The sequence below is a fragment of the Stappia sp. genome (assembly GCF_048261845.1).
Classification (GTDB): domain Bacteria; phylum Pseudomonadota; class Alphaproteobacteria; order Rhizobiales; family Stappiaceae; genus Stappia.
On the sequence record NZ_JBLXFR010000061.1, the window covers coordinates 1 to 21,281 of the forward strand.

A 21,281-nucleotide genomic window follows, 5' to 3' on the forward strand; every position below is an offset into this window, starting at 1 on the left:
CCTGCTTGGCGCGTGCGGCTTCCTCGACCTTGCGGCGCTCGTCCTCGATGGCGCGCAGCCGCTCTTCTTCCTCGCGGCGCTTGCGATCCTCGATGTCGCGGCGCTGCGCCTCGATCAGCGCGGCCTGACGGGCCGCAGCTTCGTCGTCGGTCAAGGTGCGCAAGATGTTGCCGCCACGCGGGCGCTGGCCGGACGCGGCACGGCGTGCCGCCGCGCCATCGGCAGCAGCGTTGGCCGGACCGGGCTCGATATCGGCGCGACGCTCGCGAACCGGCGGCGCCTTGGCGGCCGGCTCGGCCTCGTGCTCGGGCTTGGCCGTTTCGCCCGGCAGGACGACACGGCGCTTCTTCTTCTCCACCACGACCGCCTTGGTGCGGCCGTGCGAGAAGCTCTGACGGACCGTGCCCTGTTCAACGCCGGAGCGTTTCAGGCCCAGTGTCTTGCGCTCCATGCTGATCGTCTTGTCGCCGGGGTTTTTCGTTTCGCTCATATCGCCTTCAGTCCTGGATCACCGCATTGCCCGCACCGTCATTTGCCGCCGGAACGCCGTGCGTTCCGGAAACAGGGTCATTGTCGGAACCGGAACGAAAACGTTCCAGTTCTTCAATCCGGACGAGAGCATTCTCGCCTGCCCGACCTGCAAGCAGTGCAGCATGTATCACATTTGACCGACCCAATGCCAAATCCAATTGAGTCGACGTAAAACAACCGATCATCCGGCAGGTGCCGGCATCGGAAAATCGTGCCCGCGCGATCGCCGCGAGCTTGCGCGCCCCGTCGTCGCCGCCATCGCGCGCCTGGACGAGACCAATCACTTCCTGCCCGCGCAAAGCCGCCTCCACCTTGGAGAAACCGGCAACGACCTCACCTGCCTTCCGGGCAAGAGAAACCGCGTTGAGCGCGGAGCGCTCGAGCAGGTTGTCGACCTGCCCGGCAAGATCACCTTCGATCCGCAGGCTCCCGTCCTTGAGGGCGCGCGGAAAGACCTTTTTCTTTTGTGCCGCGGCAACCGCGTCCCGGCTTGCCGTGATCCAGACCCCCCGTCCGGGCAGCCTGCGCTTCAGGTCCGGCACCAGGACACCGTCCGGGCCCGCGACGAAGCGGATCATGTCCCCGACCGGTCGGACCTCGCGCGTCAGGGCGCAGCTTCGTTCCAGCGGTTCGTTTCGCCTCGGCACCGTCTTGCTCCGCCGATCGCTTCCGATCCGGCCGTTTGTTCGCTCAGACCTCGTGCACCACGCCCGTGGCCGCGACGCCGGACTGCTCGTCCTCGTCACCGGCCGCATCTTCGTCGGCCGGAGCCTCGTCCTCGACGAGATCCTCCTCGGAGATCCAGCCGGCCTCGACACGGGCCGCCATGATCATCGCCTCGGCATCCGCGCGACTGACATCGAAGCCGGTCAGCGTGCCCTCGTGGCGTGTGGTCTCGCCATTCGCCCGCTCCGTCCAGCCAACGAGGTCGTCGGTGGCGCAGCCGGCAAGATCCTCGACCGACTTCACGTCATCCTTGCCCAGAGCGACGAGCATGGCCGTCGTCAGGCCGTCGATGGCACGCAGATCGTCGGAAACACCCAGTTCGCGGCGCTCTTCGTCGAGCTTCGCCTCGATTTCCTCGAGATATTCGCGGGCACGAGCCTGAATTTCGTCCGCCGTCTCCTCGTCGAAACCCTCGATCGTGGCGACTTCGTCGCGTTCGACATACGCCACTTCCTCGACAGAGGCAAACCCTTCCGAAGCGAGAAGCTGGCCGACGAACTCGTCGACATTGAGTGCATCCATGAAAAGCTGCGACCGGTCGGCGAATTCCTTCTGGCGACGCTCGGACTCGTCCTGCTCCGTCATGATGTCGATTGCCCAGCCGGTGAGCTGGGAGGCAAGGCGCACATTCTGTCCGCGTCGGCCGATCGCCAGCGACAACTGCTCGTCGGGAACCACGACCTCGATGCGCTCGGCATCCTCGTCAAGCACGACCTTGCTGACTTCCGCCGGCTGCAGCGCGTTGACGATGAAGGTGGCGTTGTCCGGGTTCCACGGAATGATGTCGATCTTCTCGCCCTGCAACTCGCCGACCACGGCCTGAACGCGGCTGCCGCGCATGCCGACACAGGCGCCGACCGGATCGATGGAGCTGTCCTTGGAGATCACGGCAATCTTGGCACGCGAACCCGGATCACGGGCAACGGCCCGGATCTCGATGACGCCGTCGTAAATTTCCGGCACTTCCTGGGCAAACAGTTTCGCCATGAACTGCGGATGGGTGCGGGAGAGGAAGACCTGCGGGCCGCGCTGCTCGCGGCGCACGTCGTAGATGTAGGCACGAACCCGATCGCCGGTGCGGAACAGTTCGCGCGGGATCAGCTCGTCGCGGCGCACGATCGCCTCGCCCCGGCCGAGGTCGACAATGACATTGCCGTATTCGACCCGCTTGACGACACCATTGACGATCTCGCCGATGCGATCCTTGAACTCGTCGAACTGGCGGTCGCGCTCGGCCTCGCGGACCTTCTGCACGATCACCTGCTTGGCGGACTGCGCGGCGATGCGCCCGAAATCGAGCGGCGGCAGCGGCTCGGCGATGAAGTCGCCGATCTGCGCCATCGGATTGCGGCGCAGCGCCTCCTCCTTGCCGATCTCCGTCGAGGTGTTCTCGACTTCCTCGGCCACCAGCAGCAGGCGCTGCAGCTTGATCTCGCCGGTGCGCGGATTGATCTCGGCGCGGACTTCGGTCTCCGACCCGTAGCGCGAGCGTGCCGCCTTCTGGATCGCGTCTTCCATCGCTGCGATCACGATGCCGCGGTCGATCGACTTCTCCCGCGCGACCGCGTCGGCGATCTGCAGCAGCTCAAGCCGGTTCGCACTGATTGCCATCTCAGTCCACTCCTCTCGCACCGGCTCCGCCGGCGCATCCTGTCATCACCACGGCGCGGCACCCGGCCGTCGCCCGCTAAATATCGCAAGACCCCTCGAAGGGTCAGGCGCCCTCCACGTTGCCGGAGCCCTTCGCCGCGGCGCGGCGGCGCGCCGCCTTTTCCGCCTTCAGCGAGGCCTCGACCAGCGCATCCGTCATCATCAGTCGCGCTTCCGCCATGTCGGCCAGCGACAGGCGGATATCGGGATCGCCGTCATCGGGCAGGTCCTCGAGCCGGAGAACGAGGTCACCCCCGTCCACGTCGCGGATCTCGCCGCGAAACCGCTTGCGGCCGTCGCGCGGCACCGCCAGTTCGAGCTTCACCAGATGCCCCTTCCAGCGGAGGAAATCGATGGCGCGCACCAGCGGCCGGTCGATGCCCGGTGACGAGATTTCCAGATTGTACTCCTGGCTGATCGGATCCTCGACATCGAGGATCGGCGTGATCGCCCGGCTTACAGTCTCGCAGTCGTCGACGGACATGGTTCCGTCGGGGCGCTCCGCCATGATCTGCAGGGTCATTCCGTCAACGCCCGACAGCTTGACGCGCACGATGCGAAAGCCAAGGTCGACGATCGCCGGCTCGATCATCGCCGCGATGCGCGCCTCCAGCCCGTTTTCCCGGACAATCCGCGTTTCCTGATCCTGCACCAGACCCTCTTTCCTGCCCGTCCTGCGCGCGTCGCGCGATCTGCCTCGAGCACCGTGGCCGTCCCGGTAACGGGTCGCCAAAAACAAAAAGAGCGGGTCCCCGGGAGGGCCCACTCTCATACTGCTCATGCGAGCCGCTAGAGAATTTATTTGAGCACACTATACAGCTGCATGCTCCCAAAGCAAGCCAAATCGGCCTTCCGCGTGCGGGTTGCGGCGCCTCAGAGGCGCCGAAACTCCAGATAATGGCCCTTGCGTCCCTCACGGAATGCCTTGTCCTCGTAGCGTGTTCCCGACCATGGCTGCCAGGGTTCCAGCCAGTCGGCGGCACGCTCCGCCGTCCATTCGAATGCCGGATGCGCGCCCAGATGGGCAAGCGTCCATTCAACATAGGTGTCGATGTCGCTGGCGAACCGGAAGCAGGTTCCCGGCCGGAGCACCCGCGCAATACGGTCCAGGTTGACCGGATTGACGAAGCGTCGCTTCCAGTGCCGGCGCTTCGGCCAGGGATCCGGATAGAGCTGGTAGATGCCGTCGAGGGAGGCTTCCGGCAACCAGTCGAGCAGCTTGATCGCGTCGTCGCCATAGACCCGCACATTGCCGAGTTCGGCCGCCTCGATATCGGCGACCGTCTTGGCAAGGCTGCTGACGAAGGGCTCGACGCCGATGAAGCCGGTTCGCGGCAGCCGGACCGCCTCGTGCAGGAGGTGCTCGCCGCCGCCGAAGCCGATCTCCATCCAGACCTCGTCCACCGGCGAGGCGAACATGTCGCGCAGATCGGCCGGCGCTGCGCGGCCAAGATCAGGCTGCAGGCGCCCGATCGCCGCCTCGAAGACCTCGCGACGCGCGGGGCGCAGCGGCTTGCCGACGCGGCGGCCGAAAAAGGAGCCCTTGCTGTGATCGATCATGCTCGTTGCTTCCAGGCAACCCCGCCGGCGGTCGCGGGCGGGGGAAACGCAGTCCGCCCGGCACATCGCGTGCCGGGCGGCATGTTACGGTTCAATACAGGTCCGGCGCGTGCCGGATCAGGCGACCGCGTCGCGCAGCGCGTGGACGAGGTCGATCTTCTCCCAGGAGAAGCCGCCATCCTCCTCCGGCTCCCGGCCGAAGTGACCATAGGCCGCGGTGCGCGCGTAGATCGGCCGGTTGAGGCCGAGATGCTGACGGATGCCGCGCGGCGTCAGGTGCATGACCTCGCGCAGCGCCTTTTCCAGCTTCGCCTCGTCAACCTTGCCCGTGCCGTGCAGGTCGACATAGACCGACAGCGGCTCGGCGACGCCGATGGCATAGGAGAGCTGGATCGTGCAGCGGTCGGCAAGGTTGGCCGCGACCACGTTCTTGGCCAGATAGCGCGCCGCATAGGCGGCCGAGCGGTCGACCTTGGTCGGGTCCTTGCCCGAGAACGCGCCGCCGCCATGGGGAGCCGCGCCCCCATAGGTGTCGACGATGATCTTGCGGCCGGTCAGGCCGGCGTCGCCGTCGGGACCGCCGATGACGAAGGCGCCCGTCGGGTTGACGTGCCAGACGGTCTCCTTGTTGATCCAGCCGCCCGGGACCGACGTGACGATATAGGGCTCGACGATGGCGCGGATGTCGTCGGAGCTGAGCTTCGGATCCAGATGCTGCGTCGACAGCACGACGGAGACCAGGCCGACAGGCAGGCCGTTTTCATAACGCACGGTGACCTGGCTCTTGGCGTCCGGGCCGAGCAGCGGCTCCTTGCCGGACTTGCGCGCCTCGGCGAGCAGCCGCAGGATCTTGTGCGAGTAGTAGATCGGAGCCGGCATCAGTTCCGGGGTTTCGCGGCAGGCATAGCCGAACATGATGCCCTGGTCGCCGGCGCCCTCGTCCTTGTTGTCGGAGGCATCGACACCCTGCGCGATATGCGCCGACTGTGCGTGCAGGTGGACGGCGACGTCGCAGTTCTCCCAGTGGAAGCCTTCCTGCTCGTAGCCGATGTCCTTGATGGCCATACGGGCCAGATGGGCAATGTATTCGTTTGTAATTGTCGCCGGGCCGCGGGTTTCCCCTGCAATCACCACGCGATTGGTCGTCGCGAGAGTTTCGCAGGCAACGCGCGCTTCCGGCATCTCGGAGAGAAAAGCGTCGACGACCGTATCGGAAATTCGGTCGCAGACCTTGTCCGGATGTCCTTCGGATACGGATTCGGAAGTGAAGAGATAATCTTGACGAGCCACGTTCAACCGTCCTTCTGGGAAGATAGTAGAAAGCGGCGGGGACCCCCGCCACCAGGCACGACACATGCCAGTGAAGACGAGTGCTCGTCAAGCGCACGCACGCCTTTCCAGGCGACAGAAATGGTCTGTCACCCGGGCCGTCCGATCCAGGAATGGCTGCATTCCGCGCGATTTCCGGGCCCGGCCCGCGAGCCCGGAAGAAACGTCAGGAGGTCGGCCGGAACCGCAGGCTCAGACCTCTTCGCCCGCCAGGGCACGCACCAGGTCGACGACACGACGGCGCACCTTGGCATCCTCGATCCGCACGAAGGCCTTGTTGAGGGACAAGCCTTCGGAGGACGACAGGAAGTCGACCACATAGGAAGCGGGCTTGGCCTCGCCGAAGCCGTTGGCCTCGTCCGGCGTCCCGGGTGCGTCCTCGAAGAAGAAGGCAACCGGCACTTTCAGCACGGTTGCGATGTGCTGGAGGCGGCTGGCACCGATGCGATTGGTGCCTTTTTCATACTTCTGAATCTGTTGAAATGTAATGCCGAGACTCTCGCCAAGCTTCTCCTGGCTCATCCCAAGCATCATGCGGCGCAGGCGCACGCGGCTTCCAACATGCACATCGATGGGGTTCGGTGCTTTTTTGCTGCTCATTTTTTGTCTTCTTTCCGGCTCTGTCAGTTGCTGTGACCAAGGCGTTATTTTTCTGACGATTCTGGTCTGCCAATCGGAAACAGGTTGTCGGATTTCTTTTCCCAATACCGGTTTACGCCAGCGGAACGCCGTCAGTTCCATCTATCACAACCCAATCTACGCTCCGGGCTGCGACGGTTGTTATGATGCCGTGCCGCATCGCGACCCGTCAATCATTACGCGTATTCCCTACGTAACGCGTTACAAGAAGAAGGCCAACAAAAACTATTAGGAAAATTGCCAATGTGTTTTGCCCATATCTCGCAAAAACCGTAGGCGAGATGGCGGAGGGCATGCGCATATCGATGCGTCCGGCCGCCATCAGAGGGCGCATCTCCAGGATGCGGCCATAGGCATCCACAACCGCGGAAATACCCGTATTGGCTGCACGCACAACCGGCAGCCCCTGCTCCACGGCACGCATCCGGGCCTGCGCGAAGTGCTGGTAGGGACCTGGCGTATCGCCAAACCAGGCGTCGTTGGTGACGTTGAGAATGAACCCGGGACGCTCGTCGGAACTGGTCGCCGCCGCCGGAAAGATCGCCTCGTAGCAGATCATCGGCAGGAAGGCCGGACCGGACACCGGACTGAGAACGCGTTGGCGGAAGCCGGCGCGAAAGGTTCCCGGCAGCTCCACAAGCTTGGTCAGGCCGAATTTCTCCAGCGTCTCGCCCATCGGCAGGTATTCGCCGAAGGGCACAAGCCGGACCTTGTCGTAGGCGTCGAGAATGGTGCCCTCGTCATCGACCATGTAGACACTGTTGTAGAAGACGCGATCGCCGGCATCCTCCACGCTGGCACGCACGGCTCCCGTCACCAGCGTGTCTCCGGGGCGCAGCAGACCGGCAATGGCCGCCAGTGCATCGGGAGCCTCCGTCAGGAGAAACGGCGGTGCGGACTCCGGCCAGACAACGAGGCGCGGCAGATTGCCGTCCTCCGTCTCGCCGACCCACGCGCCCCGGCTTGCCTCCAGATAGGTGTCGAACACCATGGTCCGGTTTTCCGGTCGCCACTTGTCCTCCTGGGGGATCGACGGCTGGACAATGCGCAAGGCCGTATCGGCGCCATCGCCCACCTCGCCAAGGCTCGTGCGAAGGGCGCCGCCACCGGCGACGAGCCCCATGAGCAGCACTGCGGCGACGCCGGCGCGGCGCCCGCCGGCGGTCTGGTCTGCAAATCCCGCCAGACAGCAGAACACCGTCGTCACGATGAGGCCGAGGCCATAGACGCCGACCAGGGCAGCGGGCTGCATGAGCAGTTCCGTGCCGCCGAACGCATAACCCCATATGTTCCACGGAAACCCGGTCAGCACATGACCGCGCAGCCAGTCGGCAAGCGTCAGGGCGAGCGCCAGCAACAGCAACCGGCTTGGCCCGTCGCGCCACGCAAGCCCCGCCACGAGAGTTGCAAGTGCCGTGAAGACCGCCAGTCCCGCGGGCAGAAGCACGACGGCGAACGGAATCATCCAGGCGAAGGCATCCGCCTCGACAAGGAAGGCACGCCCGATCCACCACAGGCCCGCCAGATGAAACCCGAAGCCGAACCACCAGCCGATCGCCAGCGCGGGCCGCATTCGCGCCCATGGCCCGGCATCGTCGGAAATCGCCCCGTCGAGAAGCCAGACAAGAGCCGGCATCGATACGGCCAGGACGGGAAACACCCCGAAGGGCGGCATGGCAAAAGCCGCCAGGGCGCCGGCGAGGGCCGACAGCAGCCAGCGGCGCCAACCATGGGCGAGAAGGAAAACTTGCGCCAAACGCAGCACGGCATCGACTCCTGCGGTTGCGCACGGGGACGCGACGCTCGGGCGAATCACCCGTACCTCAACGGACGATCCCCGCAGGGACAACACCGGTCAAGTGCGGGTGGCATTCGGGCGCAGCCGTGGTCCTGATTACAGGCCGGATCAGGCGGCGGAGCTGGGCCGGCGCTGACGGCGGCGCACGTCGCCAAGCCGGGCCTCCGCCCTGCGCGCGCGGATCCGCAAGCGCTTGATGCGGCGAGGGTCGGCATCGAGAACCTCGAACTCGTAGCCGGGAAACTCACGGGCGGTGATCAACTCGCCACGGACCGGCACACGGCCGACAAGGGTGAAGACGAGCCCGCCCAGCGTGTCGACTTCCTCGGCCAGGTCGCCGAGCTGGAAACCGGTGCCGACTGCCGCCTCGACCTCCTCGACAGGCACGCGCGGATCGGCGATCCAGATGCCGTCCCCGGCCTTCTCGATCATCGCGTCCTCGTCCTCGTCATGCTCGTCCTCGATGTCCCCGACCACCGTCTCGACGATGTCCTCCAGCGACACGAGGCCCTCCGTGCCGCCATATTCGTCGATGACAAGCGCCATCTGGACCCGGTCCGCCTGCATCTTGGCCATCAGGTCCGTGGCCGGCATGGAAGGCGGTACGAACAGGACGGGGCGGATCAGGCCGGCATCGCCGAGCGGCAACAAGAGGTCCACCCGCGACAGGTCGAGAGCCGGCTTCTCGTTGGAGGCCGGCGCCGGGCCCGCGGCTTCCGCCTCGCCATCCGGGTTGTCGTCCTCTGCGGAGGGATGCTCGCCGTCGGCCGCGCGTGCGGAGAAATAGGCCATCAGGTCCTTGATGTGGACCATGCCGCGCGGGTCGTCGAGACCGTCGTGATAGACCGGCATCCGCGAATGGCCGCTTTCGCGGAACACTTCCATGAGATGACCGACAAGGACGGTATCCTCGACCGCGTCGATATCGGCGCGCGGCACCATGACATCCTCGACGCGGACCTCCCGCAGGCGCAGGATGTTGGAGAGCAGAACCCGCTCCTCGGGCGTGAAACTGGCGCTGCCGTCAGGCTCGCGGGCGAGCTCGTCCTGCAGGTTCTGGCGCAGGGTCCCCGCACCATTGCCGGACCGTCTCAGGCCGCCCAGCCGTTTCAGGATCTCGACCCAGACGGAGCGCAGCGATCGTGGGGGATCCCCTTCCGTCTGGGCGACGGTTTCCCCGCCAGTGTCGGAGGCGGCCGGTTTCGGCGCCCCCGTATCATCGGTACTTCGAGCCTTTGAATCGTTCATGTCATGTCTGCCTCCGCATCACGCGGGCGGCTCGCTCTCCGTTGTGTTGTCGGCCGCAAGCGGCTCCCGGTAGGGATCGGCAATGCCAAGCACCGCCAGAATGCGCCGCTCCAGCCCTTCCATCTCCTCGGCCTCGTCCTCCATTTGGTGATCGTAACCGAAAAGATGAAGGAACCCGTGTGCCACAAGATGCGTCACATGGGCGTCAAAATCGATTTCCATCGCCGCCGCTTCCCGCGCGACGGTCTCGCGGGCAAGAACAATGTCCCCGAGCAGCGGCCCGAAGGGCGGCTCCTCCTCGTCGCCGCCGGGAAAGGACAGGACGTTGGTGGGGGCATCCTTCGACCGCCAGTCGCGGTTGAGCTCGCGCACCCGCGCATCGTCGGCGAAGACGACCGAAACCTCGGCCCCCTCGACCAGTTCGAGCCGGGCCTCGGCGCAGGCGACCGACACGACCCTGGCGACGAGCGCTTCCAGCACGCTGTCTTCGGGCCATCCATCGGCCTCGACCGCCACATCGACCTCAGGGGACGGCAGCACGGCGTTCATCGCGTCGTGCCCTTCGGCGCCGGGGACGCGGCGGCCACCGCTGCCGCGGCAGCCGCGGCCTGCTCGGCCTTCTGGCTGGCCTCGCGGCCCGCATTGTCATAGGCACGCACGATGCGGGCAACGAGTTCGTGGCGAACGACATCGACCTCGGTGAAGCGCACCACGGCGACGCCCTCGACGCCTTCGAGCAGGGTCAGCGCCTCGCGCAGGCCCGACTGCTGGCCGGGCGGCAGGTCGACCTGGGTGGGATCGCCCGTGACGATCATCCGGGAGTTCTCGCCCAGGCGCGTCAGGAACATCTTCATCTGCATGGTGGTGGTGTTCTGCGCCTCGTCGAGGATCACCACCGCGTTGGACAGGGTACGTCCGCGCATGAAGGCCAGCGGCGCCACCTCGATCATGCCGGATTGCAGGCCGCGCTCGACCTTTTCCGCCGGCATCATCTCGTAAAGCGCGTCGTAGAGCGGCCGCAGATAAGGGTCGACCTTTTCCTTCATGTCGCCCGGCAGGAACCCGAGCCGCTCGCCCGCCTCCACCGCCGGTCGCGACAGGATCAGCCGGGCGACGTCGCCGCGCTCAAGCAGGGCCGCCGCATAGGCGACGGCCAGGAAGGTCTTGCCGGTGCCGGCAGGTCCGACGCCGAAGGTCAGGTCGGCCCGGTCCATCGCACGGATATAGGCATCCTGTGCCGGCGTGCGGGCCAGCACCGTCTTGCGCCGTGTGGACACCTGGGCGAATGACAGGTGCGAACGCGGTTCGATCGTGGGAAGGTCCAGCTGCGCCTCCTCTGCCACAGCCATCCGAAGGGCGCCCTCGACGTCTCCCGGATGCAACTCATGGCCCTGCTGAAGTCTGGCATAAAGGGATTCAAGCGCCCGACGCGCCTGTTCGCAACCCGAATGGCGACCCTTGATGACCACCTGGTTGCCACGCGCCACGGCATCGACGCCGAGGCGCTGCTCGATCAAGGCGAGGTTCTGGTCGAATTGTCCGAAAAGATCGCCGACGAGACGATTGTCGTCGAAGGCCAGAACCACATGGGTCATGTCCGAAGCGGGCACCGCAGCGCGGTAACCGCCCCGGTTCGGGGTTCGGTTCGCGCCGGTCAAACGGCTTCTCCTGGCATCCTGCCTCCTGGATTCCCGAATGCAGGCCTCACATGTGGACCCGCTGGGGGTGTGCCTGCCCGTCATCTTGCCCTGACACGCGGCGCGCGAATAGGGAATTCGCCTCCCGTCCGGTGATTTCCACCGCCACGATCTCCCCGATCAGGCTTTCATCGGCATCGATCTGCACGGGTTGCAGCCAGGGAGACCGACCGGTGACCTGGCCGGGATTGCGGCCGCGCTTTTCGACCAGCACGTCGCAGACCGTTCCAACGAGGCTCTGGTTGAACGCCTTCTGCTGACGCGCGACCAGCGCCTGCAGTTCCTGCAATCGCTCGTTCATCACGGCCTCGGGCACATGCTCGTCCATCGTCGCACCAGGCGTTCCCGGACGCGGGCTGTACTTGAACGTGAAGGCGGAGGCGAAGCCGACGCGCTCGATCAGGTCCATCGTGTCGCGGAAATCGGCATCGGTCTCGCCCGGAAACCCGACGATGAAATCGCATGACAGGGCCAGATCCGGCCGGCCTTCCCGGATCCGGTCAATCAACCGGAAATAGTCGTCGCGCGTGTGCCTGCGGTTCATCGCCTTGAGAATGCGGTCGGATCCCGACTGCACCGGAAGATGCAGATAGGGCATGACCTCGGGCAGGTCCCGGTGGGCGGCGATCAGCGCGTCGTCCATGTCGCGTGGATGGCTGGTCGTGTAGCGCAGCCGGTCGAGACCCTCGACGCCCGCAAGCCTGTGAAGCAGTTCGCCAAGCCCCCAGGCCCGGCCGTCCGGCCCCTTGCCATGCCAGGCATTGACGTTCTGGCCAAGCAATGTCACCTCGCGGACACCGCGCGCGGCGAGGCGCTCGGCCTCGGCGACGATCTGGTCCACATCCCGCGAGACCTCGGCGCCGCGCGTATAGGGCACCACGCAGAAGGTGCAGAACTTGTCGCACCCTTCCTGCACGGTCAGGAAGGCGGACACCGGCCCGCGCCGACCGGCCGGGGCCGGCGCAGCCGACGGGGTCGACAGATGGCGGAACTTCGCCTCGATCTCGAACTCGGTCTCGACAACGCTCTCGCCGGCCCGGGCGCGGGTGACGAGCTCCGGCAGGCGGTGATAGGTCTGCGGTCCGAACACGAGATCGACCACCGGCGCGCGCCTGGCGATCTCCTCGCCCTCGGCCTGCGCCACGCATCCGGCAACGCCGATCATTGTCTGCTTGCCGCTTTCGGCGCGTTCCGCCTTCAGCTTGCGCAGCCGGCCGAGTTCGGAATAGACCTTTTCCGCAGCCTTCTCCCGGATATGGCAGGTGTTGAGGATGATCAGGTCGGCATCCTCGACGCTGTCCGTGGCGCTGAAGCCCTGCGGCACGAGGGCGTCGGTCATCCGCTCGCTGTCATAGACGTTCATCTGGCAGCCGTAGGTCTTGACGAAGACCTTGCGCCCTGCCGCGCCCGGCCCCGGCGAAATGCCTTCTGCGACCTGCCCTGGTGCCATGGCACCGCCTGTAGCGGTGGAAATTTCGTCGCTCATCCTGTCTCCGCGCGGGCGCACCGCCAGTTGCCGCTGCTCGAAACCGCGACCCGTCCGGTGCGGCCTGGTTCCGATACAGCCGGAATGTGTCTTTCACGCGATGGTCCGGCAACACCGGCAAGCGCTGCCCGGCGACCGCGAAATCCGGCCTGCCTTAGCCGTTTTCGCCGCTCTTGAGAATAGCATCCGCCGCACCGGCCCGCACCCGCCCGGTCGTCCCGCCGTCGAGCCGCCCCGCCCGCGCCACGCCGGCAAGCCTTCGAACCTCGTTCTCCAGCGTCCTGGCCAGCGCCTTGCGGTCGCCGCCGGGCGTGGCGCGAACCGGCTCGCCCCAGACCACCGCGACGTCGATCGCACCCTGACGTACCACATTCATGAAATGCGGGATCATCTCCATGTCGCCGTACCAGGCGACGTGGTTGCGAAACTGGCGGCCCATCGGCAGCCCGTGCAAGCGGGTATAGGCCAGCGCCAGCGGCTGGATCCAGACGTCACCCTCGTCGCCGGCAACGGCATGGCGCGCCGCGCCGACCAGGGCCGAGCGGAACGGAAGAACCTCGTTGCCGCTGTTCGAGGTGCCTTCCGCGAACAGCACCATCGCATCGCCCTCGGCAAGGCGCGTGCCGAGTTCCTCGGCCGTGCGCGCCGTGGCGCTGCGCCTCTGCCTGTCGACGAAGACGGAGCGCTGCAGCTTCGCGAAAAGCCCGAAAACCGGCCAGGAGGCAACCTCCGTCTTGGCGACAAAGGACAGCGGCATGCGGCTGCCGAGCACGGTGATGTCGAGCCAGGAGACGTGGTTCGCGGTGATCAGCAGCGGACGTCCGGTGGCCGGCCGTCCGATTTCGTGCACCTTGATGCCGACGACGGCGCAGGCAATCCGGTGCCACAAGACCGGCAATCGTCGTTTCACCGGTCCCCGGCTGCGCAGGGCGAGCCATTGCACGGGGATGAGCGGCAGCGTCACCAGCGTCAGGACGGTGAGCACGGCGGCGGCGCGGACGCGCATCATGCGGTCAATCCCGGTCCTTCGGGCCGAGGGGCACGCCATAGAGCTCCAGCCGGTGATCGACCAGCCGGTAGCCGAGCGTGCGGGCGATCGCTTCCTGCAACCGCTCGATCTCCTCGTTGCGAAATTCGATGACGCAGCCGCTTTTCAGGTCGATCAGGTGGTCGTGGTGTTCTTCGGGAACCGTCTCGTAGCGCGCGCGTCCGTCACGGAAGTCATGGCGCTCGATGATGCCGGCATCCTCGAACAGTTTCACCGTCCGGTAGACCGTCGAGATCGAGATGCGCGGATCGTTCTGCACCGCCCTGCGGTACAGTTCCTCCACGTCGGGATGATCGCTGGCGTCCTCGATGACCCGGGCGATGATTCGCCGCTGCTCGGTCATGCGCATGCCCTTGGCGACGCATTGTTCCTCGAGCGTGGACTGGGCCAGGTCGGCATCGGACGGCGCCGCGTCGGAGCGCTGGCTGCCGGGATCGGTCATTCGCCTGTCCTCCTTGCGACCAATCGACCACGCGCGCCCGGACATCCGGCACGCGAACCTTGCAAGCCGATTACGCCAGATCGACCCGCATGACAAGCGCGCCGCCGTCGCCCGTGCTGTCACGGTAATAGCCGCGCCGTTCACCGACCTTGCGAAAGCCGAGTTTGCGATACAGGGCAAGCGCGCCCGCATTGCCGGCATCGACCTCGAGAAACAGGCTGGCGATCCGGTCGGCATAAAGACGCGACAGTCCGGCACGCAGCAGTTGCTCGCCGATGCCCCGGCGGCGCTGGCGCGGATCGACGGCAATGGTCAACACCTCCGCCTCGTCGGCGGCGACGCGCAGGATCAGGAAACCCAGGATGGTGCGGCTGCCATAGGCGCTGGCGCGGCGCGCCTGCAGGATCGAGACGCCGGGCTGACGGGCAAGGGCCGCGAGATCGTCGGCACTCCAGCCGCTCGGGAAGGAGCGCTCGTGCAGGTCGGCCAGCGCGGGATAGGCGTCGGGCTCGGCCACCTCGATCACCGGAGGCGGTGCCCAGAGCCACCAGAAACTCATGCCAGCAACCCCTCGTCGCGCCGCGCGGGAGCGGCATCGGGGGCGCGCAGGTAAAACGGCTCGGGCGGATGCGCCCGAGGATCGGCCAGTGCGCCAAGACGAACCACGGCGGCGATATCCGGCCAGGCCGCCTCATGGGCGATCCGCAGGTCGGTGCGCCCGCAGGCCGCCACAACCTTTGCCGCACCGCCGCCCGCGAGCAGCGCGCCGGGGGGAAGTTCGTGGCCGAAGCCGGCGGCAGCCATCGCGACCGGCGCGGCAATCGGCGTGCCGTCGCCGTCAAATCCCTGGCCGTAGATTTCCGGGCCCTTGGCCTCGAGAACGGAGAAGACCGGACACCCCTCGCCGGTCTCGTTGCGGGCCATGTCCGCAAGCGCGTCGAGCGTGCCGATGCCCACCGCCGGCGCGCCGACGACAAGGGCGATGCCGCGCGCCGCCGACAGGCCGACACGCAGGCCGGTGAAGGATCCCGGCCCGGTCGTCACCGCGATCCGGTCGAGAGCCGAGAAGGGCAGGCCGGCCTCCGCCATCACCTCGCCGACCATGGCCATCAGCCGTTCGGCATGGCCGCGTCCGAGCACCTCGCAAGCCGAGGTCACACGCTCCCCTCCATCGGTCCGGTCAAGGACGGCGACAGAGCAGGCGTCAAGCGCGGTATCGATGGCAAGAAGGCGCATGAGAAGATCAAACCGATTCCGGCCGGCACCGTCGACACGACCATTTGCTAGTCACCAGAATCTGAAGTTCGTCAGATTTCCCGGCATGCTCTAAACGAACTTCAGATTCAAGAGGGTGACTAGCAAGCTTATGTTTCTAGTTTGGTTTTCGAATTTGAAATACGCTCTGGGCGTGCTGCCAAGGTGAGGCGTATTTCAAATTCACCACACTAGGGTGACTTTGGCCGCATCAGGCCGGTCGGGGGCGCCCGTTCCCGGCTTTTCCGGAAAGGCAAACGGCCCGGCTTGCGACCGGGCCGTTCGGCAGCCTTGTGTCCTTGCCTCAGAGCGCGCGGACTTCCTCGACTTCCGGGACGAAATGGCGCAGCAGGTTCTGGATGCCGTGCTTCAGGGTTGCCGTGGAGGACGGGCAGCCGGAGCAGGCACCGCGCATGGACAGGTAGACAATCCCGTCACGGAAGCCGCGGAAGGTGATGTCGCCGCCATCCTGCGCAACAGCCGGACGCACGCGCGTCTCGATCAGTTCCTTGATCGTGCCGACGGTTTCCTCGTCGCCCGCCTCGAAGAACTCCTCGTCGCTGTCATCCGCCATTTCGCTCGCCAGCACCGGCGCACCGGACATGAAATGCTCCATGATCGCGCCCAGGACCGCCGGCTTGATGTGCTGCCAGTCCACGTCGCCCTTGGTCACGGAAATGAAGTCGTGACCGAAGAAGATGCCCTCTACACCTTCCACCTGGAACAGTGTCTGGGCGAGCGGCGAGGAGCCGGCATCCTCGGTCTTGCGGAAATCCATTGTGCCTTCCGGAAGCACGATGCGCCCGGGAAGGAACTTCAGGGTCGCCGGGTTCGGCGTCGCCTCGGTCTGAATGAACATGACGGTCTTCCTTTCATCGCGGGCGTGCCGCGCCTGTCGCGCGGGCACTGCCGACCGGGGTCTCCCGGTCTGGCCTCATCAAGCCACCCGCTGATGCGGAGGGCGCGCGAGACCCGCACTTGCCTGTTCTGCATGGTGTCTGCGTCGCTCGGGTCACGCCCGCCGGGCGCCCGTCGCTTCGTTGTTGCCCTCAATATACGCTCGCGAAGCGCTCAACGCCAGATTGGAATTGTTCCAGAAAGCGCTTTTTTCCTCACGCCAGGGCCGCGATCGCCTCGTCATCCAGCGTCCCCGGCACGATCGTGACGGGGATCGGGAAACTGCCGGCGCCCTTGCCGGCGATCGCACTGACCAGGGGCCCGGGTCCTTCCGACCCGCTGCCGGCCGCCAGCACCAGGATGGCGATGTCGGCATCCTCCTCGATCAGTTGCAGGATCTCGTCAGAGCGGTTGCCCTCGCGAACCACCAGTTCCGGTGTGGTGCGCGCCACGGCGCGAACCCGGTCGGCGGCCTTCATCAGGCAGCTTTCCGCTTCCTCGCGCGCTTCGGCACGCATGATGTCCTCGACCCCCAGCCAGTGCTGGAAATCCCCCGGGGCTATGACATAGAGCAGCGTCGCCACGCCGCCGGTGCGCTCGGCGCGCTTGGCGGCATAGACGATCGCCCGGTCGCATTCGCTGGTCTCGTCGACGACGACGAGAAACTTGCGCCGGTGCCCTTCCTCGAAACTCTTTCGGATCGCTACCATGGGCGCATGCTGCCACCAGCCCGGGCAACCGGCAAGCGCCAAGCAGCCGCAGGGCGAACACGCCTTGAAATCACAGGATGAACCTCGACAGATCGATGTTCTTGGCAAGCTCGCCGATGTTTTCACGAACGAAATCGGCGTCGATGGTCACGTTCTTCTCGCTCGCGTCCGGCGCGGTATAGGACACCTCGTCGAGAACCCGCTCCATGACCGTCTGCAGGCGCCGCGCGCCGATATTCTCGATCGTCGCATTGAGATCGACGGCGATCGAGGCAATCTCGTCAATGGCATCGTCAGTAAATGTCAGCACGATCTCCTCGGTGCCGAGCAGGGCGATATACTGCTTGATCAGACTGACTTCCGTATCCGTCAGGATGGCGCGGAAATCGTCCTTGGTCAGCGCCTTCAGCTCGACGCGAATCGGCAGGCGCCCCTGGAGTTCCGGCAGAAGGTCGGACGGCTTGGCCACGTGAAAGGCGCCCGAGGCGATGAACAGCACATGGTCGGTCTTGACCGGACCGTGCTTGGTCGCCACCACGGTGCCCTCGATCAGGGGCAGCAGGTCGCGCTGGACGCCCTCGCGCGAGACGTCACCGCCGGTGCGTTCGCCGCGCACGCAGATCTTGTCGATCTCGTCGAGGAAGACAATCCCCGCGTTCTCGACCAGATGGATCGCTTCCTCGACCACCTTGTCCTCGTCGAGCAGGGCGTCGGCCTCCTGTTCGATCAGGACCGCATAGCTTTCGCGCACGGTGATGCGGCGCGGCTTGGTCTGGCCGCCAAACGCCTTGCCCAGCATGTCGGAAAGGTTCATCACGCCGACGCTGCCGCCCGGCATGCCGGGCATGTCGAAGCTCGGCATCTGCGGCTGGGCCCGCACCTGGATCTCGATTTCCTTGTCGTCGAGCTCCCCGTCGCGCAGCTTCTTGCGGAAACTGTCCTTGGTCGAAGGGCTGGCGTTCTTGCCAACAAGGGCCTCGAGCACGCGCTCTTCGGCCTGCAGATGGGCCTTTGCCTCCACCGACTTGCGCTTGGCCGTGCGCACCAGCGCGATGCCGGCCTCGACCAGGTCCCGGACGATCTGTTCCACGTCGCGGCCGACATAGCCGACCTCGGTGAACTTGGTCGCCTCGACCTTGACGAAGGGGGCGTTGGCGAGCTTGGCGAGACGGCGGGAGATCTCCGTCTTGCCGACGCCGGTCGGGCCGATCATCAGGATGTTCTTCGGCATCACCTCCTCGCGGAGGCCCTCGTCGAGCTGCTGGCGGCGCCAGCGGTTGCGCAGCGCAATGGCGACGGCGCGCTTGGCGTCCTTCTGGCCGACGATGTAGCGATCCAGTTCGGAGACGATCTCGCGGGGGGACAAAGTGGTCATGACCGTGTCTTTCTCTCGATGAGGCTCAGTCGAAGGCCGGGACAAGCCGTGCCAGGGCGGTGTCCCGCAAGGGGCGGCCCACTGTCCGGCGCACGATCCGCCAGGCCGATCCCAGCAGGAGGATGAAGCAGCCCAGTAGAAGCAGGGTGACCGATACCGCCGTGGACCCGGAGATATCGGCCTCGGCCATCAGCGTGCCGATCGCCACGCCGAAGTAACCGAGTCCGGAGACGAGAATCGCCCGCCGGTCGACAATGACGGCAACCAGGGCGAGGGCCGCAAAGAGGGCGATGACAATCATCGCGTCCCCCTGGTCGAGCTCGCCCACGCCGGAGGTCGTCAGGGCGAGAATGGAATGGACCATCAGGGGAGCGGCCAGAAGATGCAGCCAGAACGCCTTGTCGCTGGCCACCGTGACGCGTCGCCGGTCGCGGGCATCGTAGCGCATGGCTGCGGCGAAGGCCGCAAGCCCGGCGGCGAGCGTGAACCACGGCGTATGTTCCTTGAGCGCGCCCGGAGCCGCCACCTCGACAAGCACGGCAACGAGAAAGAACACCGTTCCGGCAACGACGGCGATGCCGACCGGGACCCTGAAGCGCCAGTAATGGAGCGCCCCGCCGCCGATACCGAGAAGCGTCGGCAGGATCAGCAGGGGCGAGCCGGCTTCCTGGTGGAAGGCAAGGTTCAGCGACAACGCGCCCGTGGCAAGACCGATGCATGCAGCCAGGAATACCGGGGCAAAGGCGATCGTCAGGATGAAGGAGGGAAGCGCCAGTCGCATGCGCCTGGCGAAGACCTCCGAAAGCCCCCAGATGGCCAGGGCGACCGCACCCGCCGACATCGCCAGCCCTCCGGGGTAGGGCAAACCCGATGGTCCGGCGGAGCGCAGGGCGAACCACAGGCCGGACAAGAGGACGACGATACCGATGGAGATGAAGATGTCGTGGAAGCCGCGCGCGAAACGGACCTCCTCGGCATCGGCATGGCTGACGCTCTCGCCGGCGCCGTCCGGCACGGGCGCAATCCAGAAGCCTGCAAGGCGCTCGGCCTGCGGTTGCGTCAGGATGCCGGCGCCGACCGCCGCATCGAGACGTACCGGATCGAGCGGCGCAGGGGACGTGGATGCCACTTGCGTTGTCATGCGCGTCCTTCCCCGCTTCCGGCGACATGTTCCATGATCAGGGCATCGCCGGTTCGCCCGGCAAGATGAGCAACCGGCCGGAAACCGGCCTTCTCGTAGGCGCGGCAGGCCCGGCCGTTTTCGGGATCGGGATCAATGATGATCCGCTCGAGGCCACGGCGGCGCAGCTCGGCGACGAACCCCTCCAATGCGGCGGTGCCGATGCCCTTCGACAGGTCCCCGGCATCGCCGATCGACAGGTCGACCCCGACGGTCCCCTCAGGAAGTTCCGACAGCCACGGGCTTTCGGCAACCGTCTCCGGCGTCCGGTTGTCGGCAAGATGCCAGAGCTGGATGTAGCCCGTATCACGACCATCAAGCGTGAAAAGGTAAGGTTCGGTCGTGTCGCGCCCCTCGACCATGTCGCGAATGTAGCCAAGCTCGGTTGCCGGGTCGCCCCACCACCTGCGCCAGTGCGGGGTCTCCATCCAGCCGGCGAGCAGCGGCAGGTCCGCCAGCGTCACCGCACGGAAGCCGATGCGGGCCGGGTCAATCGGCATCCAGCGTCTCGATGGTGAGGTTGCCGTTGGTGTAGACGCAGATCTCGCCTGCGATCGCCATCGCCTTGCGGGCGATGGCCTCGGCATCGAGATCCGTGTCGGCAAGGGCGCGCGCCGCGGCGAGCGCATAATTGCCGCCCGAGCCGATTCCCATGACACCGCCTTCGGGCTCCAGCACGTCGCCGGTGCCGGTCAGAACCAGCGAGACGGATTTGTCGGCGACCAGCATCATCGCCTCAAGCCGGCGCAGGTAGCGGTCCGTGCGCCAGTCCTTGGCCAGTTCCACGCAGGCGCGCATCAATTGGCCGGGATACTGTTCGAGCTTGGCTTCCAGCCGCTCGAACAGGGTGAAGGCATCGGCCGTCGCGCCGGCAAAACCGGCGATCACGTCGCCCTTGGCGAGCGGGCGGACCTTGCGCGCCGTGCTCTTGATCACCGTCTGGCCGAGCGAAACCTGGCCGTCGCCGGCGATCACCACCTTGCCGTCCTTGCGCACGCTGAGGATCGTCGTGCCGTGCCAGCCCGTCGGGTCGTCCCGTCCCTGCATTGCCTGTCGTCTCCTGCCAGCGTCTTGGGAAGAGCGGGCGAACCACCCTCTTCGGACTGCCTATGTAAGCCGCCGGAACGCGTTTGCAAATCCCGGCGGGCTTTCAGGAGGATGCGGATCAGAGCGGATTGACGAGGCGCACCGGGCGCCCCGGCGCCAGTTCGGAGGCGGCCGCAACGATCGCGTCGGCGTCGATGCCGAAGTGGTGGTAGAGATCCGCGACCGTGCCGGTCTGGCCGAAATGCTCGACGCCCAGCGCCGCCGTGCGGTGGCCGCAGACCGAACCCAGCCAGGCAAGTGTCGCGGGATGGCCGTCAAGCACGGTGATCATCGTGCAATGGGACGGCAGGCCCGAGAGCAGGCGCTCGATATGGCTCATCGCGCCGCGATGGCCGCGCTTGCGCATGCGCATCGCCGCGTGCCAGCCGGCATTCAGGCGGTCGGCGGAGGTGACGGCGAGCACGCCGATATCCCTCCGGTCGGTGCCGATACGCCCCGCCGCCTCGGTCGCCTCCGGCGCGACGGCGCCCTGGAAGGCGACCACCACCTCGCAGTTGGGGCCCGGTCCGCGCAACCAGTAGGCCCCCCCGATCACGCCGCGCCGGAACGCCTCGTCCCCGCGGCGCAGGGGCTGTTCCAGCGCCCTTGTCGACAGGCGCAGATA

General features: G+C 66.2%; 22 protein-coding genes and 1 pseudogene. All 23 read right to left on the reverse strand.

All coding sequences use genetic code 11. The annotated features are described in order from the left end of the window. Nucleotides 1–490, reverse strand: a 490-nt coding sequence (locus tag ACN0T5_RS18130; RefSeq protein WP_417770024.1) for a translation initiation factor IF-2 associated domain-containing protein, incomplete at its 3' end; no start/stop codon positions are given. A 7-nt stretch (nucleotides 491–497) separates the two neighbouring features. Further along, on the reverse strand, nucleotides 498–1,178 hold the full coding sequence (locus tag ACN0T5_RS18135) for an RNA-binding protein (protein ID WP_417770041.1): 681 nt from the start codon (nucleotides 1,176–1,178) through the stop codon (nucleotides 498–500). Nucleotides 1,179–1,221: 43 nt separating this feature from the next. After that, nucleotides 1,222–2,868 (reverse strand): transcription termination factor NusA, encoded by a 1,647-nt coding sequence (gene nusA / locus ACN0T5_RS18140; protein WP_417770025.1) that lies wholly within the window; start codon nucleotides 2,866–2,868, stop codon nucleotides 1,222–1,224. A 103-nt stretch (nucleotides 2,869–2,971) separates the two neighbouring features. Further along, nucleotides 2,972–3,559 carry a ribosome maturation factor RimP gene (gene rimP, locus ACN0T5_RS18145; protein WP_417770026.1) on the reverse strand — a complete coding sequence of 196 codons (588 nt, stop codon included), beginning with the start codon at nucleotides 3,557–3,559 and terminating at the stop codon, nucleotides 2,972–2,974. 221 nt (nucleotides 3,560–3,780) lie between these two features. After that, complete coding sequence (trmB, locus tag ACN0T5_RS18150; protein WP_417770027.1) at nucleotides 3,781–4,467, reverse strand: tRNA (guanine(46)-N(7))-methyltransferase TrmB; 687 nt, start codon at nucleotides 4,465–4,467, stop codon at nucleotides 3,781–3,783. 117 nt (nucleotides 4,468–4,584) lie between these two features. Then, on the reverse strand, nucleotides 4,585–5,757 hold the full coding sequence (metK, locus tag ACN0T5_RS18155) for a methionine adenosyltransferase (RefSeq protein ID WP_417770028.1): 1,173 nt from the start codon (nucleotides 5,755–5,757) through the stop codon (nucleotides 4,585–4,587). Nucleotides 5,758–5,988: 231 nt separating this feature from the next. Further along, nucleotides 5,989–6,396, reverse strand: coding sequence for a helix-turn-helix domain-containing protein (locus ACN0T5_RS18160; protein WP_417770042.1), 408 nt, complete (start codon nucleotides 6,394–6,396; stop codon nucleotides 5,989–5,991). Nucleotides 6,397–6,604: 208 nt separating this feature from the next. Further along, the gene (gene lnt, locus ACN0T5_RS18165) at nucleotides 6,605–8,200 is read right to left on the reverse strand and encodes an apolipoprotein N-acyltransferase (protein WP_417770029.1); all 1,596 of its coding nucleotides are present in this window, start codon (nucleotides 8,198–8,200) and stop codon (nucleotides 6,605–6,607) included. 141 nt (nucleotides 8,201–8,341) lie between these two features. Next, entirely contained in the window at nucleotides 8,342–9,481 is a 1,140-nt protein-coding gene (locus ACN0T5_RS18170) for a transporter associated domain-containing protein (RefSeq protein WP_417770030.1), read from the reverse strand. 18 nt (nucleotides 9,482–9,499) lie between these two features. Next, nucleotides 9,500–10,030, reverse strand: a complete 531-nt coding sequence (ybeY, locus tag ACN0T5_RS18175) for an rRNA maturation RNase YbeY (RefSeq protein ID WP_417770031.1) — start codon at nucleotides 10,028–10,030, stop codon at nucleotides 9,500–9,502. Next, entirely contained in the window at nucleotides 10,027–11,076 is a 1,050-nt protein-coding gene (locus ACN0T5_RS18180) for a PhoH family protein (RefSeq protein WP_417770043.1), read from the reverse strand. The genes ybeY and ACN0T5_RS18180 overlap by 4 nt, the downstream gene beginning before the upstream one ends. Nucleotides 11,077–11,185: 109 nt before the next feature. Continuing rightward, the gene (gene miaB, locus ACN0T5_RS18185) at nucleotides 11,186–12,628 is read right to left on the reverse strand and encodes a tRNA (N6-isopentenyl adenosine(37)-C2)-methylthiotransferase MiaB (RefSeq protein WP_417770044.1); all 1,443 of its coding nucleotides are present in this window, start codon (nucleotides 12,626–12,628) and stop codon (nucleotides 11,186–11,188) included. Between the two features lie 190 nt (nucleotides 12,629–12,818). Beyond that, the gene (locus ACN0T5_RS18190; RefSeq protein ID WP_417770032.1) at nucleotides 12,819–13,673 is read right to left on the reverse strand and encodes a lysophospholipid acyltransferase family protein; all 855 of its coding nucleotides are present in this window, start codon (nucleotides 13,671–13,673) and stop codon (nucleotides 12,819–12,821) included. Nucleotides 13,674–13,677: 4 nt separating this feature from the next. Beyond that, complete coding sequence (locus ACN0T5_RS18195) at nucleotides 13,678–14,061, reverse strand: Fur family transcriptional regulator (RefSeq protein ID WP_417770045.1); 384 nt, start codon at nucleotides 14,059–14,061, stop codon at nucleotides 13,678–13,680. 163 nt (nucleotides 14,062–14,224) lie between these two features. Continuing rightward, nucleotides 14,225–14,713 (reverse strand): ribosomal protein S18-alanine N-acetyltransferase, encoded by a 489-nt coding sequence (rimI, locus tag ACN0T5_RS18200; protein ID WP_417770033.1) that lies wholly within the window; start codon nucleotides 14,711–14,713, stop codon nucleotides 14,225–14,227. Then, on the reverse strand, nucleotides 14,710–15,390 hold the full coding sequence (gene tsaB / locus ACN0T5_RS18205) for a tRNA (adenosine(37)-N6)-threonylcarbamoyltransferase complex dimerization subunit type 1 TsaB (protein ID WP_417770034.1): 681 nt from the start codon (nucleotides 15,388–15,390) through the stop codon (nucleotides 14,710–14,712). Before tsaB ends, rimI begins: the two co-directional genes overlap by 4 nt. Nucleotides 15,391–15,712: 322 nt before the next feature. Beyond that, complete coding sequence (locus ACN0T5_RS18210; protein ID WP_417770035.1) at nucleotides 15,713–16,267, reverse strand: NifU family protein; 555 nt, start codon at nucleotides 16,265–16,267, stop codon at nucleotides 15,713–15,715. Between the two features lie 253 nt (nucleotides 16,268–16,520). After that, nucleotides 16,521–17,015 (reverse strand): universal stress protein, encoded by a 495-nt coding sequence (locus ACN0T5_RS18215; protein ID WP_417770036.1) that lies wholly within the window; start codon nucleotides 17,013–17,015, stop codon nucleotides 16,521–16,523. Nucleotides 17,016–17,085: 70 nt separating this feature from the next. Further along, nucleotides 17,086–18,390, reverse strand: coding sequence for an ATP-dependent protease ATPase subunit HslU (gene hslU / locus ACN0T5_RS18220; RefSeq protein ID WP_417770037.1), 1,305 nt, complete (start codon nucleotides 18,388–18,390; stop codon nucleotides 17,086–17,088). Between the two features lie 25 nt (nucleotides 18,391–18,415). Beyond that, a complete protein-coding gene (locus ACN0T5_RS18225; RefSeq protein WP_417770038.1) occupies nucleotides 18,416–19,531 on the reverse strand; it encodes a hypothetical protein in 1,116 nt (371 codons plus the stop codon). Continuing rightward, complete coding sequence (locus ACN0T5_RS18230) at nucleotides 19,528–20,070, reverse strand: GNAT family N-acetyltransferase (protein WP_417770039.1); 543 nt, start codon at nucleotides 20,068–20,070, stop codon at nucleotides 19,528–19,530. The genes ACN0T5_RS18225 and ACN0T5_RS18230 overlap by 4 nt, the downstream gene beginning before the upstream one ends. Beyond that, on the reverse strand, nucleotides 20,060–20,617 hold the full coding sequence (hslV, locus tag ACN0T5_RS18235; RefSeq protein WP_417770040.1) for an ATP-dependent protease subunit HslV: 558 nt from the start codon (nucleotides 20,615–20,617) through the stop codon (nucleotides 20,060–20,062). The genes ACN0T5_RS18230 and hslV overlap by 11 nt, the downstream gene beginning before the upstream one ends. A gap of 118 nt (nucleotides 20,618–20,735) precedes the next feature. Next, a pseudogene (locus tag ACN0T5_RS18240) lies at nucleotides 20,736–21,281 on the reverse strand (transketolase); the annotation flags it as partial.

What these genes read in the sequence shown, in the direction of transcription:
- nusA (WP_417770025.1), bottom strand. Translation starts at nt 2,868, where the DNA reads ATGGCAATCAGTGCGAACCGGCTTGAGCTGCTGCAGATCGCCGACGCG.
- trmB (WP_417770027.1), bottom strand. Translation starts at nt 4,467, where the DNA reads ATGATCGATCACAGCAAGGGCTCCTTTTTCGGCCGCCGCGTCGGCAAG.
- ACN0T5_RS18160 (WP_417770042.1), bottom strand. Translation starts at nt 6,396, where the DNA reads ATGAGCAGCAAAAAAGCACCGAACCCCATCGATGTGCATGTTGGAAGC.
- ACN0T5_RS18170 (WP_417770030.1), bottom strand. Translation starts at nt 9,481, where the DNA reads ATGAACGATTCAAAGGCTCGAAGTACCGATGATACGGGGGCGCCGAAA.
- ybeY (WP_417770031.1), bottom strand. Translation starts at nt 10,030, where the DNA reads ATGAACGCCGTGCTGCCGTCCCCTGAGGTCGATGTGGCGGTCGAGGCC.
- ACN0T5_RS18180 (WP_417770043.1), bottom strand. Translation starts at nt 11,076, where the DNA reads ATGACCCATGTGGTTCTGGCCTTCGACGACAATCGTCTCGTCGGCGAT.
- miaB (WP_417770044.1), bottom strand. Translation starts at nt 12,628, where the DNA reads ATGGCACCAGGGCAGGTCGCAGAAGGCATTTCGCCGGGGCCGGGCGCG.
- ACN0T5_RS18190 (WP_417770032.1), bottom strand. Translation starts at nt 13,673, where the DNA reads ATGATGCGCGTCCGCGCCGCCGCCGTGCTCACCGTCCTGACGCTGGTG.
- ACN0T5_RS18195 (WP_417770045.1), bottom strand. Translation starts at nt 14,061, where the DNA reads ATGCGCATGACCGAGCAGCGGCGAATCATCGCCCGGGTCATCGAGGAC.
- rimI (WP_417770033.1), bottom strand. Translation starts at nt 14,713, where the DNA reads ATGAGTTTCTGGTGGCTCTGGGCACCGCCTCCGGTGATCGAGGTGGCC.
- tsaB (WP_417770034.1), bottom strand. Translation starts at nt 15,390, where the DNA reads ATGCGCCTTCTTGCCATCGATACCGCGCTTGACGCCTGCTCTGTCGCC.
- ACN0T5_RS18210 (WP_417770035.1), bottom strand. Translation starts at nt 16,267, where the DNA reads ATGTTCATTCAGACCGAGGCGACGCCGAACCCGGCGACCCTGAAGTTC.
- ACN0T5_RS18215 (WP_417770036.1), bottom strand. Translation starts at nt 17,015, where the DNA reads ATGGTAGCGATCCGAAAGAGTTTCGAGGAAGGGCACCGGCGCAAGTTT.
- hslU (WP_417770037.1), bottom strand. Translation starts at nt 18,390, where the DNA reads ATGACCACTTTGTCCCCCCGCGAGATCGTCTCCGAACTGGATCGCTAC.
- ACN0T5_RS18225 (WP_417770038.1), bottom strand. Translation starts at nt 19,531, where the DNA reads ATGACAACGCAAGTGGCATCCACGTCCCCTGCGCCGCTCGATCCGGTA.
- ACN0T5_RS18230 (WP_417770039.1), bottom strand. Translation starts at nt 20,070, where the DNA reads ATGCCGATTGACCCGGCCCGCATCGGCTTCCGTGCGGTGACGCTGGCG.
- hslV (WP_417770040.1), bottom strand. Translation starts at nt 20,617, where the DNA reads ATGCAGGGACGGGACGACCCGACGGGCTGGCACGGCACGACGATCCTC.